Below are 15,546 nucleotides of genomic sequence, written 5' to 3' on the forward strand. Positions count from 1 at the left end.
CGGCGCGCGGCTGATATGCTGACGGTCCTTGGACTCCCCCGCCCAGGCTCCGGCCCGCACGGCCTCGCTGCTCGCCCGCCTGGGCAAGCGCGCCGAGATGATCGGTCGTCTGACCGAGACCTGGGTGCGCCGGCCGGACTCGCCCAACCGCCTGGTGCTCGACGTGACCCGGCGCTGCAACCTGCGCTGCTCGATGTGCCGGACCTGGGAGGACCCGCGCCGCGACGAGCTCTCGGTCCCCGAGATCGCGGACATCATGCGCCAGCTCCCGCGCCTGACCTGGCTCGACGTCACGGGCGGCGAGCCCTTCCTGCGCAAGGACGCCAAGGCGTTGATGCTGACCATCGCGCGCACGGCCCAGGCGCTGACGGTGCTGCACTTCCCGACCAACGGATGGTTCACCAAGCGCGTGGTCGAGACCTGCGCCGAGCTCATCGCCGAGCGCCCGGAGATCCAGCTCATCGTCACGGTGAGCGTCGACGGGCCCGAGGCGGTGCACGACCAGATCCGCGGGCGCGAGGGCGCCTTCGCCCGGGCCATGGACACCTTCGCCGCGCTGCGGGCCATGGACGGGGTCGACGTGTTCGTGGGCACGACCTTGACGCGGGAGAGCCAGCCCACCCTCGAGGCCCTGGGGGCGGCGCTGCGCGAGCGCTTCCCGGACTTCGAGGCCCGCGAGTGGCACTGGAACCGCCTGCAGATCTCGGAGCACTTCTTTGGCAACGGCGACCGCGAGGGCCTGGCGCCCGAGCTCAAGCCCGCGCCCGGGCGCCCGCGGGGCGGGGCGGTGCGCGAGCACGTCGAGCGCCGCGGGCCGCCCAAGTCCCTCGTCGATCTCATGGAGCTGGCCTTCCTGATCAACCTCGAATTCGTCGAGCGCGGCGAGAGCTCGGGCATCCCCTGCGAGTCCCTGCGCAGCACCGCGTTCATCTCGCCCGAGGGCGAGCTCTACCCCTGCCACGTGTGGGATCGGCCGCTGGGCAACCTGCGCGAGCACAGCTTCGCGACGCTGTGGCACGGCGACGAGGTGGCCCAGGCCCGGGGCGAGGTCCAGCGACTGGCGTGCGGGGGCTGCTTCACGCCCTGCGAGGCCTACCCCGCCCTCGCGGGCAACCCCGCGCACACGCTCTCCCAGACCGCCAAACGCTCGCTCCGGCTGGTCCTCGCTCGGTGAAGGGCCCGGTGATGGACACGGCGGAGCTCCAGCGGCGCGTGGCCGCCATGCTCGATTGGCTCGAGCAGCTCGCCCTCGACCACGGCGGGGCCATCCCCTCGTGGGTCAACGCGGCGCACCCGGGCTACGCCTACCCCGAGGCCGCGGGCTTGTGGCTCAGCGTCGTGGCCCAGGCGCGCCCGGGCTCGCCGGCCCTCGAGCGCACGGCTCGGTGGTTGAGCGCGCGGATCCACGTCGACGCCGAGGGCCGGGGCTACGTCGGCCGGGCGGGGCGGCTCTACACCTTCGACTCGGCCATGGCGCTCTCGGGCCTGCTCGCCGCGCGGGCGGCCGGGGTCGCGGTCGACGAGGCGTCGCTTCGCGGCCTCGCGCGCGGGCTGGTCCACGCCGTGGCCACGCGCTGGCCGGGCTCGGGGGTCGAGCCGGGCTCGCGGCGGTGGAGCGATCGCTGGGCCTGCCACCAGCTCAAGCTGGCCTGGGCCCTGGGCCGCGTCCGCCTCGAGCTCGGGCCCGAGCTGGCCGCCGAGGCCGGGGCCGCGCTGGCGAAGCTCGAGCCCTTGCTTCAGCTCGAGCGCGGCGGTCGCTTTGGCCTCGCCGACGACGACGGGCGCAGCTACGTCCACGCCAGCTGCTACGCCCTCGAGGGCGCCCTGGCCCTGCGCCGCTTCCGGGGGGCGAGCGACCCCCTCGACGCGCAGCTGCGCCGCGGCGCCGCGTGGTTGGCGAGCATCCAGGAGCCCGACGGCGCGCTGCCGTGCTGGGTCCTGAGCGAGGGCCGAAGCCCCGAAGACAGCGCCCTCGAAGCGGGGCGTCGACCCTCGGACGTCATCGCCCAGGCGGTGCGCTTGTGGGCCGCCGTCGATCCGCGGGCCCACGCCCCGGCCATCGCCGCGGGCGTCGAGGCCCTCGCCCGGCGTCAGCATCCGCTGGGCGCCCTGAGCTACCTCGAGCCAGGAGTTGGGACCGGGCCCGATGCCTCGCCCGACCTCAACAGCTGGTGCACCGCCTTCGCCGTCCAGGCCCTGCGCACGGTCCTGGCTGCGCAGCTTCGCGCGGAGCCAGGGATCGGTCTCGCCGATCCCTGGCTCGCTTGACTCGCCCGAACCGCTCCGCGCGTACGGGCGCGGCGTCGTCGCAGTGTCGCCCGCTCCCCGGGAGTGCCCGCGAGGCTTGCCTCGACGCCACTGCGCGCGAACCCTGGCCCCGCGAAAACTCCCCTGATACTCATGACCTGGCCCGAGTCATGCCCCGCTCCGTCACCGTCTTGCTCCCGGCCCACGACGAGGCCGAGGCCATCGCCTCGGTCATCGCCGGCTGCCTCGAGCACACGCCGGACCTGCACGAGGTCGTGGTCGTGGACGACGGCTCCCGGGACGAGACCGCCAAGATCGCCGTTCAGGCGGGGGCCCGCGTGCTCAGCCTGGCCGAGAACCGCGGCAAGGGGGCGGCCCTGGCCTACGCCCAGCCCTACCTGCGCGGCGACGTCGTCGTGCTCCTCGACGCCGACGGCCAGGACGACCCTTCGGAGATTCCCCTGCTCGTCGACGCCCTCACCGAGGAGGTCGAGCTGGTGATCGGCTCGCGCTTTTTGGGCACCTTCGAGCCCGGCGCCATCTCGGGCCTCAACCGCGTCGGCACCCAGGCCATCAACGGCCTGTTCAACCTCGCCTTCCGGGCCAAGGTCACCGACACCCAGGCGGGCTTTCGAGCCCTGCGCCGCGACACCTTCCAGGGCCTGCGCATCCACGCGCGGCACTACGACATCGAGACCGACATGCTCTGCCAGATCGTCGCGCGCGGCGGGCAGGTCGTCGAGGTGCCCGTGGTCCGCAGCCCGCGGGAGGCCGGGACCACGGACTTCTCTCGGGTCCGCGACGGGCTGCGCATCGTCAAGCGCATCGCCCTGACGCGCCTGGGCGTTCGCTAGCTCGGAGCCGCACCTGTTGTTCTCCATGGCCGAGCGCCTCTTGTTCGTGCGCAGCATCGACGCCCTCCTCGACGAGGTCGAGGATCGCTGCCGCCGAATTCATTCCCGCCTAGTTCACTCCCGGCAGATCGCGTCCTCGGTTGGGGGGTGGACGCTCGCGCTGTGCGTCGGCTGCGTCGGCGCCGATGCGGCGAGCGAGCACCGTCCTGGGGGAGCCTCGGTCGAAGCTCCCGCGGAGGAGCGCGCGTCGCCCGGGGAGGTCTCGGCCGACTCGGTCTCAGACTTTTCGGGCGAGCAGGGCGAGCACGGCTGGTTCTACGGGTACTGGGATCGATCCGCGGACGCCGATGGGCGCTACTCGCCAAGGGAGGACTTCCAGCTCTTGCAGCACTTCGGCGACGATCCGATCAACGGCCTGAGCGCGCACTCTGAATTCGTCACCGGGCCGCTGTGGTACTTGGAGGACGGTCGCGTCTACACCTCGCTGTGGGCCGAGGGCGGGCACCCCAACGCCGCGATGCCGCTGGGATCTCACGAGCAAGTCGAGCACTGGGCCGTGCGGCGCTGGAAGAGTCCGGTGGCGGCGGAGATCTCGATCTCGGGTCGAGCGGGTAAGACCATGCCGTGGGGAGAAAATTGGAGCGGCGGCTGCGAGGCGCGGGTGCTCGTCGATGGCGAGCTGCTGTTCTCGACCGCGATGCGCAATGATCCGGTCGACTACTCGATCGACGTGAAGGTCCAGGCTGGATCGAGCGTCGACTTTCTGATCGGTCCGGACCCTAGCATCGGCGTCACGACCTTCACGGCGAAGCTGACGAGCCGGCCCGTGGCGCCCGAGCCGGCGGCCCGATGACGGCTCGACTTCCCCCGTCCCTCCTCAAACCCGAAATGGAGCCATCGGGTACCGGTTGTTCATTGCTGTGGAATGATCCCGAGGGTACCCCGCTTGCCCTCCGCTCCGCGCCCATGGACCCCGACGAGATCCGCTCCGCCCGCATCCAGCTCGCCGCTTGCTTCGCCGTCCTCGTGGGCGTCGGCGCCTTGATGTTCAGCGGCGCGGACGTCAGCTGCAGCTTCGGCGGCTCGGAGCCCGCCCAGGCCGGCAAGCCCGTACCCAACTTCCAGACCACCCTCGACGACGGCACGGCGCTCAGCGCCGCCGACCTCCAGGGCCACGTGACCCTGATGACCTTCTGGGCGACCTGGTGCGGGCCGTGCCGCCAGGAGCTCCCGAGCATCGACGCCCTCTACGACGAGCACGAGCAGCTGTGGGTCTACGGGGTCAACCTCGACCGGGGCGCGCTCGAGACCCGGCGCCCCCAGGTCATCGCCATGACCCGGGAGCTGGGCGTGGGCTTTCCGCAGGTCTACGACGACGGCTCCGTGGGCCGGGCCTTCGGGGTCAGCGGGATTCCCCACCTGGTGCTCGTCGATGGCGAGGGGGTGATTCGCCACCAGCACATCGGGTTGGTGCCGGAGTCGATGTTGCGCCGCGAAGTGGAAGCGCTGCTCGAGGAACGTAACTAAAGCGCCAACACGTCGGCGATGCGCACGGCCGCCTGTCCGTCGCCGAAGGGCTCGCGCAGCTCGTGAGCGCCCCGCGGCTCCCGGTCCAACACCCGCGCGGCCGCGGCGATGATCGACGCGGCCTCGTGCCCGACCACGCGGCTGCCCCCGCTGGCGACGGACTCGGGTCGGTCGCTGCGCGAGCGGACGATGAGCGCGGGGACGCCGAGGGTGGCGGCCTCTTCCTGGACGCCGCCGCTGTCGGTGATGACCAGGCGGGCGTGGCGGAGCAGGCCGACGAAGCGCTCGGGGTCGAGGGCGGGGACGCGGCGCACGGCGCTGCCCTCGAGGGCGCTGGCGATGGCCGCGTGCACGCGCGGGTTGGGGTGCACGGGCAGCAGCAGGTCGACCTCGGGGAAGGCCGCGACGGCGCGCAGGGCCTCGCAGATGCCGGCGAGGGCCTCGGGCCCGTGCTCGCGGCGGTGGACGGTGGCGAGCACCAGGCTCCGCTCGCTGGTCTGCAGCGCGGCGGTGCTCGGGAGGCCGAGCTGGCTGAGGGTGGCGTCGAGCTCGGCGACGCGCTCGGGCTCGGCGACGCGGCGCTCGAGCCAGCGCAGGGCGTCGACGCCGGTGTTGCCGGTGACGTGGATGTGCTCGGGCGGGTGGCCCTCGCGCAGCAGGTTCTGGCGGGCGCTGGCCGTGGGCGCGAACAGCCAGCGCGCGAGCTGGTCGACCATGCGCCGGTGCTGCTCCTCGGGGAAGGGGGCCCAGGGGTCGCCGCTGCGCAGGCCGGCCTCGACGTGGCCCACGGGGCGCCGGCCGTAGTAGGCCGCGAGGGCGCCGGCGAGGGTGCTGGTGGTGTCGCCCTGGACGAGCACGATGTCGGGGCTGAACTCGGCGATGACCGGGTCGAGGGCGCGCAGGGCCCGGGCCAGGAACTCGCTCGGGCTCTGGCCCGGCTCCATCAGGTCCAGGCGCCAGTCCGTGCGCAGGCCAAAGCAGCGCGCGGCGACGTCGAAGAGCTCGGCGTGCTGCCCCGTGCTGCACACGCCCACGGCGAAGCTGGCCCCGCGGGAGTCGAGCTCGCGGACGAGGGGGGCGAACTTGATGGCTTCGGGGCGCGTGCCGAGCACGCACAGGACGCGGCGGGGGGTGGAGGCCATGGACGGTGGGGGACGTTCAGGCGGGGCTCGCGGCCTTCGGGCGGGCACGAGGCGCGCCCTTGGAGGCGGCCTTGGGCTTGCGCGCGAAGGGGTTGAGCTGGGCGAGCTTGGTGCTCAGGAACTGGTCCATCACGCTCTCTTGGCGCCCCGCGAGCACGCGCTTGCCCACGGCCACGAGCCGCTGGGGTCGGCGGGCGTAGGCGAGGCCGTAGAAGCTGAGCAAAAAGCCCAGCTGCAGCCGGGCGAGCTGCTCGGCGGTCCAGCGCGGGTGGACGCTGCGGGTCGCTCCGGCCGAGCGCAGCAGCGAGGAGTAGAAGTAGAGCTCGTCGTGGATGATCTTGCCCTCGGCCAGCAGCCGCTCGTACTCCTCGCTGCCGGGGTAGGGCGCGAAGACCATGACCGCGACGGTGTCGAGGCCGTCGAGGGCGAGCCGGAGCACGAAGCCGTAGGTGTCGAGGAGCTCCCGCGGGCCCTCGTGGGGGAAGCCGATGATGATGCTCGCGTGGGTGGTCAGGCCGGCCTCGATGGCCGCGTCCAGGGAGGCGCGCAGGCGCGGGAGCTTGACCTTCTTGTGGATGCGCTCGAGGGTCTGGGCCGAGCCGCTCTCGGGCGCGTAACAAAAGTTGCGCACGCCGGCCCGGTACAGCCACTGCGCCGCCTCGGCGTCGACGGCCTCGGAGCGGGTCCCGCTGGGCAGCTGGATGCTGACCTCGACGCCGCGATCGATCATCGCCTTGGCGAACTCGATCATCCAGTCCTTGGTCAGCATCGCCGTCAGGTCGTTGAGGTCGACGTTGGTGATGGCGTAGCGCTCGACGTAGCCCTCGATCTCGTCGACGACCCGCTCGGGGCTGCGCCGCTGGTAGCGGGTCGTCCACATCTGCGGCGAGGAGCAGAAGCTGCACTTGTAGGGGCAGCCGCGGCTGGTCAGCAGGGGCATGGAGCGGCCGCGGTCGACCCCGCCGCTGCGGCGCAGGTCGAGGTAGGCGTCGACGGGGAACAGGTCCCAGGCGGGGCGGGGGAGGGCGTCGAGCTCGGCGATGCGCGCGGCCGGGGCGGTCTTCATGGGCGCGCCGCTGCGGCCCGTGTCAGGGTGGTCATGAGGGGCGCGGATCGCCAGGCCGGGGACGCCGGTCAGCGCCTCGCCCCGCGCCAGCGCGTCGAGCAGGCGCAGGAAGGTGTGCTCGCCCTCGCCCAGGACGCAGGCCTCGATCTGCGGGCAGTGGTCGAGGATGTGCGCCCAAAAAGACGACGCGTTCTCGCCCCCGAGCACGATGGTCGCGTGGGGGTAGCGGTGCTTCAGGGCCTCGGCGAGGTCTTTGAGCAGCGGCCACTGGTGCAGGAACATGTGCGAGATGCCGATGACCCGGGTCTGCGGATCCACGGCGCCGACGATCTGCGGGATGCTCAGCCCGGTGACGTCGAGGGGCCCGGCGGCGGTCTGCCGGGTCAGGGTCGAGCCGAGGGCCTCGCCGGTCGCGTCGATGACCTGGACCTCGTGGCCGGCCTCGCGGGCGACGGCGGCGACGTAGGCCAGGCCCAGGGGCGGCACGGCGCCGTAGTAGCTGAAGCTGCGCGGGGCGGTGATCGTCGGCGGGTTGATCAGCGCGACGCGCAGGGCCTCGCCGGGACCCTTGGCCTTGGGCACGCGCAGCTCGACCAGGGGCAGGGCGCGGTTCATCGCGGCGACCTCCCGCTCGAGCAGGGGCCTGGCCCTGCACCCATGGACGATCCCCCGGTCACGGCGCGCTCGGCTTCGACGATAGCACGGGGAGGCTCTGCGTTCGCTGCGCTGGGGCGCTGGCTCCGGCGTGTGCTCGGGGCCGCAGAGGGTGCGAGACAATGCCACCAACGTGCGCTGGAAACGCTGTTCTTTCGGGCTAGATTAACTCGAGAGTAGAGCGAGCTTTTGGATTGGTCGACACGGCGCGCGGGGCAAGGACCCGCGAAACAGGAGAGCAGCTGGCGGGCGTGGGTCCCCGGCGTGCCCGCCCTCGGCGAGCTCTCGACCGTCCCCTTGGCGTGGCGACGGCGAGTCCAGCGCGCGGCGGCGCGGGTGTGGGGCGAGCGCGTCGTCGTCGTGCACGGGCACCACTACCGCCACGAGTTCCCCAGCGTGCCCGTCGACGGCATGCGGGGCGAGCGGATCCTCAGCGCGCTGGTCCGCGAGGGCCTCGTCGGCCCCGAGTGCGTCGTGCGGCCGACCCCTGCGGCCTTCGTCAAGCTCGCCCGCGTCCACGACCAGGCCTACCTCGAGCGCCTCGAGTCGGCGGCGGTCATGGAGCAGGCCTTCGGGGAGGTCGTGCCTCCAGGTCCGGCGACGGCCATCGTCGAGCTGCAGCGGGCCATGGTCGGCGGCACCATGCTCGCGGCCCGGGCCGCGTGGCGTCGGCACAAGCTGGCGGTCAACCTCGGCGGCGGCTTTCACCACGCGCGCCGCGACCGGGCCGGAGGTTTTTGCCTACTCAACGACGTCGCCGTGGCCATCGCCGAGCTGCGCGCTTCGGGCTTCACCGGGCCGATCAGCGTCGTCGACCTCGACCTGCACGACGGCGACGGCACGCGCTTGATGTTCGCCGACGATCCCTCGGTGTGGACCTTCTCGATCCACAACCGCCACTGGGCCCCGACCCAGGCCGTCAGCTCCACGGCCATCGCCCTCGGCGACGACGTGGGCGACCGCGACTACCTCGGGGCGCTGCGCAGCCACCTGCCCCGGGCCCTCGACGCCCACCGGCCGAGCCTGGTGTTCTACCTCGCGGGCTGCGACCCCGCCGACGACGACCCGCTCGGCAACTGGCACATCAGCGCCGAGGCCATGCTCGCTCGCGATCGCTTCGTGCTCGACGCGCTCCGGGCTCGGGGCGTCGAGTCGGTGGTCTGGCTCCTCGCCGGCGGCTACGGGAGCGGGGCGTGGCGGCACTCGGCGCGCGGGCTGATCGCGGGTCTGGGCGGGCCCGCGAAGCCGCGGCTGCCCTCGACCGAGGCGATCACCCTCAGCCGCTACCGCGACCTCGCCGGCGTCCTCGACCCCAGCGAGCTCTCGGGCACGGCCCCGGGCGAGCTGGTGTTCGACGAGTCGGACCTGCTCGGCGTGGCCCCGCCCGACCCGGGCCCGGCGCGTTTTTTGGGCTACTACACCTTGTCTGGGGTGGAGCTGGGCCTCGAGCGCTACGGCCTGCTCGCGCGCCTGCGCGACCTGGGCTACGAGCCGCGGGTCGAGATGGTCGTCGACGGGGGGCGGCGAGACAGCGCCGGCGACACGGTGCGCGTGTGGGGGCGGGCGCAGACTCGCGAGGGGAGCGCGGCGGAGCACCTGCTCGTCGAGGCCCGGCTCAGCCGGGATCGACGGACCGCCCCGGGCTTCGAGCTGCTGCGCATCGAGTGGCTGCTGCTCCAGAACCCGCGCGCGAGCTGGCAGGGCGGGCGGGTGGCGCTGCCCGGCCAGGCCCACCCGGGCCTGGGCCTGTTCGAGGAGAGCTCGCTGTTGATGGTCATGATCTGCGAGCGCCTGGGCCTCGACGGCATCGTGGTCGTGCCCTCGCACTTCCACGTCGCCGCGCGCTGGCACGGGCGCATGCGCTTTTTGGATCCGCTCGCGGAGGGCCGCTTCCGGGCGCTGCGCGCCGCCGCGGGCGAGCTGCCCATCGACGAGGCCAGCCGCGCCGTCGAGGACGGCCGGGTGCTCGAGCCTGAGGGGTCTGGGCTTCGGGATGCCGGGCGCGCCTACGAGCCCGCGGCGCTGGTGCTGGCGACGAGCCCGACCCTGAAGGCGCGCTTTGGTCCGCAGTGGCGCGCCCGGGCCGACGCCGTCGAGGCCCTCGCGCGCTTCGAGCTCGGGTCCGCGACGAGCTGATAGGATTTCGCCGTGCCGCCCCGCTCCGAGGTCGCCTGGATCGACAGCGTCCGCGCCTACGTCCCCGGTGACGAGCACCGCGTCGAGCCCCCCGATCCCGCCCGGGCGAGGGCCTTGCTCGGCCCGCTGGCCGTGTCCGAGCGCCTGCACCGCTTCGAGATTCGCGGCTTCGAGCACGTCCCGCGCGTCGGCGCGGGGCTGCTCGTCGGCTTCCACCCCTTCTACCCCCTGGGCACGATCTTGCTGATGAAGCGGGTGCTCGAGCGGGACGGGCGAGTGGTCCGCGGGCTGACCGATCACCTGGTCTGGTCGGTCCCCGGCGTGCGCGACATCTGGGCGACCCTCGGGGTGGTCGACGGGACCCGCGACAACGCCTCGCGCTTGCTCGCCGCGGGGGAGCTCGCCGTGTGCATGCCCGGCGGCGCGCTCGAGTGGTCGCGCTCGTCTCGGCAGCGTCGGACCCTGCGCTGGGGGGAGCACCGCGGCTACGCCCGCATGGCCGTCCGCGCCAAGGTCCCGGTGATCCCGACCTGCTGCCCCGCCGCCGACGACCTGTTTTGGATCGCCAACGACGGCTGGGAGTTCGGCACGGGCGCGGGCCGACGCGTCGGCCGCTTGCTCGGTCTGAACCGCCCGCTGCCGCTGCCCTTGCCCGTGGGCGTGGGCCTGCTCGCCTTCCCGGTCAAGCTGGTCCAGCAGGTGGCCCCGCCCGAGTGGCCGCTGGGCGCGGACGCGGGCGACGAGGAGGCCCGGGTCCGCGAGCTCGACGCCCGGGTCCGTCGGGTGATGCTCGGGTTGCTGACGCGCTAGCAGGACCCGCGCGCGGCGAGGTACTGGGCCGCCCGCTTGACGTAGGCCCGCCACGAGAAGTCGATCATCATCGTGTCCTTGGGCCGCAGCTGCTCCCGGAGCACGCGCATGGGGTTGCCGGCGACCATCGTCCCGGCCTTGACGACCTTGCCCGGCGTCACGAGGGTGCCCGCGGCGACCATGGCCCCGGACTCGACCACGGCGTTGTCGAGGATCACCGAGCCCATGCCGATGAGCACGTCGTCGCCGATGGTGCAGCCGTGCAGCACGACGTTGTGGCCCACGGTCACGCGGCTGCCGACGGTGGTCCGCGACAGCCCCTCGGTCGCGTGGATGCACGAGTTGTCCTGGATCGAGGTCTGGCTGCCGATCACGATCGGCCCGTCGTCTCCGCGGAGGGTGACGTTGGGCCAGATGCTCGATTGGGCCCCGACGTCGATGTCGCCGATGAGCACGGCGGCGGCGTGCACGAAGGCTTCGGGGTGAATGCGGGGAGATTTGCCGTCGAAGGGCTCGATCACCGGCGCAGGGTAGCAGGCCTCGCCCCAGCCGGAAGGTGGGTGCAGCCCGCGGCGACGCGTCCCTGGTAGACTCGAGTGCGGTGTCTGATCCGCTCTTGGAAGAGGTCCGCTCCATCATTGGCGGGGTGCCGACGGTGCTCGCGCGCATGCACGCGAAGGGCGAACTCGAGGAGCACTGGCCGGCGATCCGGAACATGCTCGCCGGGGCCCAGGTGCTCGGCGGCGAGATCATGTTCGGCATGCTCGCCGCCTTCGCGCTGCGCTGCTCGGTGCCCTACTGCTTCACCATCTACAGCTCCCGGCTCGAGCGCATCGACGGCCGGGAGATCGGCGCGGTGTTCGAGTTCCCGGACCACGTCCCGCGCCACGACTACTGGAGCCGGGTGTTGAAGCTGGCGTGGTTGGTCACCAACGGCGGACCCCACGACGCGGTCGCGCGCCACCTGCTGCGCGGGCTGTGCTCGCCCGAGGAGTACACCGCGGTCATCCACCTCGCCGAGGCGAGCCGCGTGGTCCGTGCGGCCTCCGAGCGCTTTGGCCTGACGCCCGCGGACGAGCCCGCGCTCGAGCGTCTGCCCGAGCCGGTCCGCGCCCAGATCCCCGAGTTCATTCAATTCCACACCGAGGTCCAGACCGGGCGGCGCCCGGTGGTCAAGATGTGCAGCGCCTGTCGAAAGGTCGCGTCGGCGGACGACCAGTGGTTTCCCTTCGAGGCCGCCGAGGAGCTCGTGCCCGCCGGGGCGATCTACAGCCACGGTCTGTGCGAGCCCTGCCTCCAGCGGGCCCTCGCCGACGCGGGCCTGTCCGCTTGAGCTCGAAATGGGCGGCCCAGAACGGGCCTGTTCGCGACAGCTAGTACCGCGTGTCTGAAGTCCGTGCCGGGTTTGGGGCATCGCTGGGACCCGAGGGCAAGGAGCCGCGACGACGCTGTGGTCGACCCCACTGCGAGGAGCGGCGACACAGCCATTCGGGTTCCAGTGCCGCTCCAAAGACACGCGGTACTAGGCCCCGAGGCCCAACAACAACCGCAACGACGCCCGCGCGCGGAACAGCGCGGAGCGGACCGCCGCCGCGCTCTGCCCCGTGGACTCGGCGATGTCAACGGCCCGCATGTCGTCGATGTAGCGCATCCGCAGGAGCCTCCGCTCGGTGCTGCACAGCTGGTCGAGGGCCTCGACGGCCTGGCGAGCGGCCCGGCGTCGGCGGGCGCGGTCGCTGGGGGCGGTCTCGTTGGCGCGCAGCTTTGAAGACAGTTCGCGCGCGCCTTCGCGCCGACCTTGCTGCGAGTCGAGCACCCGAAAGCGGAGCCGTGCGCCGAGCAGAGCGTGCAGTGAGCCGCTGTGGAGGTCCTCTGGCGGGTTTTCGAGCAGGGCGACCAGGACGTCGTGGGCGATGTCCCGAGCGTCCTGGCCGGCACCCTTTTTACGCGCGTACTCCAGGGCCCAGGCGTGATAGCGATCGATCAATTGCGCCGCGGCGCGCTGATCTCCGGATCGCAGCGCTCGCAGGAGATCTGCGTCCGATGGGACAACAGCGCATCCGAGCTGATCACATCCCTGCATGGGTGCATGGTCGTTTACCATGGTGGGGTTCGACCGTGAAGATGTCCATGCTCGAGCTCTCGATCTCTCTCGCCTTCGAGCGCGCGCGAATCTATCGATCCGCGGGCATCGATCAATTCGTGCGCGAGGTCTGCATCGCCGATCGCTTCGTGCTGCGTGATCGCATCGGCGAGGGCAGCTTCGGGACGGTCTTCCTCGCGCACGACACGGAGCTCGATCGCGAGGTCGCCGTCAAGGTCATGCCCCTCGACGATCCAGAGGTCGCCGAGCGCGAGGGCAAGATGCTCGCGGCCCTCGAGCACCCCAACGTGGTCCGCATCTACGACCATGGCGCGCGCGACGACTACCGCTGGCTCGTGCTGGAGCTCCTCGACGGCCCGACCCTGCGCCAATGGGCGATGGACCAAGACCCCGCGACGGTCGTGGCCCGCTACCTCGAGGCCGGCGAGGGTCTGGACGCGGCGCACCGCCGCGGCCTGGTCCACCGCGACTTCAAGGCCGACAACGTGCGCCTCAACCACGCTGGGTCGGCGGTCGTGTTGGACTTTGGGCTGGCCCGACACGGCGAATCCCTCGCGGGCGACGAGCCGTCGAGCCTCGGCGATGGTCGATCCACGGTCGTGTGCGGCACGGTTGCGTACTTGGCCCCCGAATGTCTGCGGGGTCGGGCGGGGACGGAGCGCGGGGATCAGTTCGCGTTTTGCGTTTCGCTGTGGGAAGCGCTGAGCGGGGAGAACCCCTTCGGCCCCGTGCGCCCCGAGGAGTTGGACACGGACTTCGAGCGCGCCATGGTCCAGCGCGCCCGCGCCATCGAGGCCGGGCCCGTCCGCGGGAGCGAGCGGATCCCGAGGCGCCTGCGTGCCGCGCTGCGTCGGGGGATGGCCGCGCTGCCCGGCGATCGCTGGCCGACCATGGCGCGGCTGCTGGAAGAGCTGCGCGAGGGCGGGCCGCTGCGGCGTCACGCCCGGACCTACGGCGCCGCGCTGGCCTGCGTGACCGTGACCGTGTCCCTGCTCGTCGCGATCGCGCCCAGCCCGGGCGAGAGCACGCCGACGCCCGTGCGGGACGCGGCGCAAGGCCGCGCGGCTGGGGCCCTCGAGACCGAAGAAGCCATGCGCGCGGCCCTCGACGGCCTCGACCGCGGAGACGATGACGTCGTCTACCAGGCGCTGGTGCGCGGGGTCTCGGTCGCGGCGGCGGAGGGGCGCGAGGCCGAGTTCGTCGGCGTCGCGGTCCACGTCGCCAGCAGCCTCGAGGCCAGCGCGCGCCCGAGCGCCCGCGAGGTCGCGCTGCTCGGCTGGCACATCGCCCTGTTGTTCGCCCAGGAAGTCGACGACGGGGCCCTCGAGGCCCGCGCCCAAGCCGGGATCGAGGGGCAGATGCGGCCCGGCGGGGCGCCTCGACCGGCGCCTCGACCGGTGGGATTGGCCGCCGGCGAGCGCCGCTGAGCGAGGCCGCGGGCTCGGATCTCGGCTTGCACCAGCGGATCGCTACCCTCCGAGGGGGCCGTCCACGGGGCCGGGCGGGGTTGGAGGCAGGCCCGCCGTTGGCCGTGCACGCGAACGGGGGCCCGCGGCGACTGTTCGGCTGCAATCGCGCCGCCACTGGCAGAATCGCCAATCGCAGGGCGGGGTAGGGGCTCTTCCGAAGGCCGGCCCGCGTGTGACCGGGCCCGACTCTAGTCGGGGTCAGAACCCGCTTTGAGGTTAGTACACACCGCCTTCGGCGGTCGGTATGAGCTTGGAGTGAGACGGGTAGCGGGTCACCCGAAGGGGTCCAGGACCGCAGCCAAACTCGGCTCTGAGGGTGCGACGATGCAATTTCAGCCAGCCTTGCGAAGTGCGCCGCCGAGTTGCGATCGCGTTACCGACAGCAGCCCTCGCCGAGCGCGCGGGACTGGGAGGCGTCTGGGTGACCAGTAGCGATTCGAGCGACGAAGGCGAGAAGTCGGACAGTCGCGAGGTTCGCATCTGGGTCGAGTCGGACGAGGACGCCGCCAAGATCGAGGCCCTGCTCGAGGCCCTCGGCTTCACGGTCTTGCGCGAGCTCGGCGACGGCGATGGCCCCGCCCGCCTGCGCTGGGCGGTCAACCGATTGTGCAATCGCTACCAGCTGACGCCGCGGGAGCGCGACGTGCTTCAGGGCGTGCTCGCGGGCTGGCGCAATGGCCAGGTCGCGAAGGACTTGAACATCAGCGGCGCCACCGTGAAGTGGCACCTCCACAACATCTTCACCAAGACGGGCGCCGAAGACCGCGAGTCGCTGCTGCGCTTGGCGTTGCAGCTGGGCGGCCGCACCCGCGAGCCGGAGCGAGGCGAGAGCTAGGCTCGCCTCGTCCCGAAGGGACGCAGCGCGAGGGGACCTCGTCGCTGCGTCGCCGCTTGGCGACACGTCGCGCAAGCTTCAATCAAAGACCTCTTGGCCGTCGAAGCAGGTGACGGTCCCGTCCTCGTTGCACACGCCGTCGTGGCACCAGAACAAGGTGCCGTCGCAGTCCGAGCCGGGCCAGCAGATGGCGCCCCAGCAGCAGATCGGCATGGCGGAGGCGCCGGGCGTGATCTCGGCGGTCTCGCACAGCCCCGCTTGGCTACAGGCGTTGGCGAGGGGGATGTAGGCGACCACGAGGTTCTGACCGGGGTCGTAGACTTCGCCGTAGCGAGCGTGGAAGGCGACGGAGCCGAGGGGGCAGCCGCCGGTGGTTTGCAGCCGCACGGTACCCATGCCGTCGAGGCACACCGCCGCGTCGAGGACGGGCGCGTTCGGGCCGGTGTATTCGCAGACCGCCCGCGTGCTGTCGCAGAGGTCGCGGAGCTGGACGTTCGACGGATCACCCACGGGGACGTTGGCCCGCGCGGAGCCCGACGCCGCAAGGGCTGCAAGGGTGGTGACGGTGAGCGCGAGGGCGCTGGAGAGGGCGAGTTTGTTGGTCATGGAGAGATCTTACTTGGGTCACCCCAACCTGGGGGTTGGGACTGATCAAAGCTCGAAACTGCCAGAACGCCGTATCTGCGCTCTGTTGGCTCGTTT

Annotated in this window: 15 protein-coding genes; 10 read left to right on the plus strand and 5 right to left on the minus strand. The window is 72.2% G+C overall.

Annotated features, from left to right (window positions below; translation table 11 throughout):
- Positions 1-28 precede the first annotated feature (28 nt).
- From PPSIR1_RS02545 to PPSIR1_RS02565, 5 genes are all read left to right on the plus strand, one after another.
- Complete coding sequence (locus PPSIR1_RS02545; RefSeq protein ID WP_006969413.1) at positions 29-1,174, plus strand: radical SAM protein; 1,146 nt, start codon at positions 29-31, stop codon at positions 1,172-1,174.
- 11 nt (positions 1,175-1,185) lie between these two features.
- The gene (locus tag PPSIR1_RS02550; protein ID WP_157595136.1) at positions 1,186-2,268 is read left to right on the plus strand and encodes a prenyltransferase/squalene oxidase repeat-containing protein; all 1,083 of its coding nucleotides are present in this window, start codon (positions 1,186-1,188) and stop codon (positions 2,266-2,268) included.
- Positions 2,269-2,417: 149 nt separating this feature from the next.
- Positions 2,418-3,101 (plus strand): glycosyltransferase family 2 protein, encoded by a 684-nt coding sequence (locus PPSIR1_RS02555; protein ID WP_006969415.1) that lies wholly within the window; start codon positions 2,418-2,420, stop codon positions 3,099-3,101.
- A gap of 25 nt (positions 3,102-3,126) precedes the next feature.
- Complete coding sequence (locus tag PPSIR1_RS02560; protein WP_157595137.1) at positions 3,127-3,954, plus strand: hypothetical protein; 828 nt, start codon at positions 3,127-3,129, stop codon at positions 3,952-3,954.
- 113 nt (positions 3,955-4,067) lie between these two features.
- Positions 4,068-4,628: a TlpA family protein disulfide reductase gene (locus tag PPSIR1_RS02565; RefSeq protein WP_006969417.1), complete on the plus strand. Its 561-nt coding sequence runs from the start codon at positions 4,068-4,070 to the stop codon at positions 4,626-4,628.
- Here the strand turns inward: PPSIR1_RS02565 and wecB are convergent.
- Positions 4,625-5,770: a non-hydrolyzing UDP-N-acetylglucosamine 2-epimerase gene (wecB, locus tag PPSIR1_RS02570; protein ID WP_006969418.1), complete on the minus strand. Its 1,146-nt coding sequence runs from the start codon at positions 5,768-5,770 to the stop codon at positions 4,625-4,627. The two genes, PPSIR1_RS02565 and wecB, sit on opposite strands and share 4 nt — an antisense overlap.
- 16 nt (positions 5,771-5,786) lie before the next feature.
- Positions 5,787-7,451, minus strand: coding sequence for a B12-binding domain-containing radical SAM protein (locus tag PPSIR1_RS02575; protein WP_006969419.1), 1,665 nt, complete (start codon positions 7,449-7,451; stop codon positions 5,787-5,789).
- Positions 7,452-7,754: 303 nt separating this feature from the next.
- On the opposite strand from PPSIR1_RS02575, the gene PPSIR1_RS02580 reads away from it, so the two are divergent.
- Positions 7,755-9,626 (plus strand): histone deacetylase family protein, encoded by a 1,872-nt coding sequence (locus tag PPSIR1_RS02580; protein ID WP_006969420.1) that lies wholly within the window; start codon positions 7,755-7,757, stop codon positions 9,624-9,626.
- Positions 9,627-9,638: 12 nt separating this feature from the next.
- A complete protein-coding gene (locus PPSIR1_RS41650) occupies positions 9,639-10,436 on the plus strand; it encodes a lysophospholipid acyltransferase family protein (protein WP_006969421.1) in 798 nt (265 codons plus the stop codon).
- Here the strand turns inward: PPSIR1_RS41650 and PPSIR1_RS02590 are convergent.
- The gene (locus tag PPSIR1_RS02590) at positions 10,433-10,957 is read right to left on the minus strand and encodes a gamma carbonic anhydrase family protein (protein WP_006969422.1); all 525 of its coding nucleotides are present in this window, start codon (positions 10,955-10,957) and stop codon (positions 10,433-10,435) included. The genes PPSIR1_RS41650 and PPSIR1_RS02590 overlap by 4 nt on opposite strands.
- An 80-nt stretch (positions 10,958-11,037) precedes the next feature.
- On the opposite strand from PPSIR1_RS02590, the gene PPSIR1_RS02595 reads away from it, so the two are divergent.
- Positions 11,038-11,769 (plus strand): hypothetical protein, encoded by a 732-nt coding sequence (locus PPSIR1_RS02595; RefSeq protein WP_157595138.1) that lies wholly within the window; start codon positions 11,038-11,040, stop codon positions 11,767-11,769.
- 189 nt (positions 11,770-11,958) lie between these two features.
- Here the strand turns inward: PPSIR1_RS02595 and PPSIR1_RS02600 are convergent, their stop codons facing one another.
- Positions 11,959-12,423, minus strand: coding sequence for a sigma-70 family RNA polymerase sigma factor (locus PPSIR1_RS02600; RefSeq protein ID WP_006969424.1), 465 nt, complete (start codon positions 12,421-12,423; stop codon positions 11,959-11,961).
- 137 nt (positions 12,424-12,560) lie between these two features.
- On the opposite strand from PPSIR1_RS02600, the gene PPSIR1_RS02605 reads away from it, so the two are divergent.
- Both PPSIR1_RS02605 and PPSIR1_RS02610 read left to right on the plus strand, forming a co-directional pair.
- Positions 12,561-13,967 (plus strand): serine/threonine protein kinase, encoded by a 1,407-nt coding sequence (locus PPSIR1_RS02605; protein ID WP_232296423.1) that lies wholly within the window; start codon positions 12,561-12,563, stop codon positions 13,965-13,967.
- A 463-nt stretch (positions 13,968-14,430) separates the two neighbouring features.
- A complete protein-coding gene (locus PPSIR1_RS02610) occupies positions 14,431-14,844 on the plus strand; it encodes a helix-turn-helix domain-containing protein (protein ID WP_006969426.1) in 414 nt (137 codons plus the stop codon).
- A 78-nt stretch (positions 14,845-14,922) separates the two neighbouring features.
- Here PPSIR1_RS02610 and PPSIR1_RS02615 read toward each other — a convergent pair whose 3' ends face one another.
- Complete coding sequence (locus PPSIR1_RS02615) at positions 14,923-15,450, minus strand: hypothetical protein (RefSeq protein ID WP_006969427.1); 528 nt, start codon at positions 15,448-15,450, stop codon at positions 14,923-14,925.
- Between the last annotated feature and the right edge of the window lie 96 nt (positions 15,451-15,546).

It is taken from the genome of Plesiocystis pacifica SIR-1, assembly GCF_000170895.1.
In the GTDB taxonomy this organism is placed as follows: Bacteria; Myxococcota_A; Polyangia; order Nannocystales; family Nannocystaceae; genus Plesiocystis; species Plesiocystis pacifica.

What these genes read in the sequence shown, in the direction of transcription:
- PPSIR1_RS02550 (WP_157595136.1), top strand. Translation starts at nt 1,186, where the DNA reads ATGGACACGGCGGAGCTCCAGCGGCGCGTGGCCGCCATGCTCGATTGG.
- PPSIR1_RS02555 (WP_006969415.1), top strand. Translation starts at nt 2,418, where the DNA reads ATGCCCCGCTCCGTCACCGTCTTGCTCCCGGCCCACGACGAGGCCGAG.
- PPSIR1_RS02560 (WP_157595137.1), top strand. Translation starts at nt 3,127, where the DNA reads ATGGCCGAGCGCCTCTTGTTCGTGCGCAGCATCGACGCCCTCCTCGAC.
- PPSIR1_RS02565 (WP_006969417.1), top strand. Translation starts at nt 4,068, where the DNA reads ATGGACCCCGACGAGATCCGCTCCGCCCGCATCCAGCTCGCCGCTTGC.
- wecB (WP_006969418.1), bottom strand. Translation starts at nt 5,770, where the DNA reads ATGGCCTCCACCCCCCGCCGCGTCCTGTGCGTGCTCGGCACGCGCCCC.
- PPSIR1_RS02575 (WP_006969419.1), bottom strand. Translation starts at nt 7,451, where the DNA reads ATGAACCGCGCCCTGCCCCTGGTCGAGCTGCGCGTGCCCAAGGCCAAG.
- PPSIR1_RS02605 (WP_232296423.1), top strand. Translation starts at nt 12,561, where the DNA reads ATGTCCATGCTCGAGCTCTCGATCTCTCTCGCCTTCGAGCGCGCGCGA.
- PPSIR1_RS02615 (WP_006969427.1), bottom strand. Translation starts at nt 15,450, where the DNA reads ATGACCAACAAACTCGCCCTCTCCAGCGCCCTCGCGCTCACCGTCACC.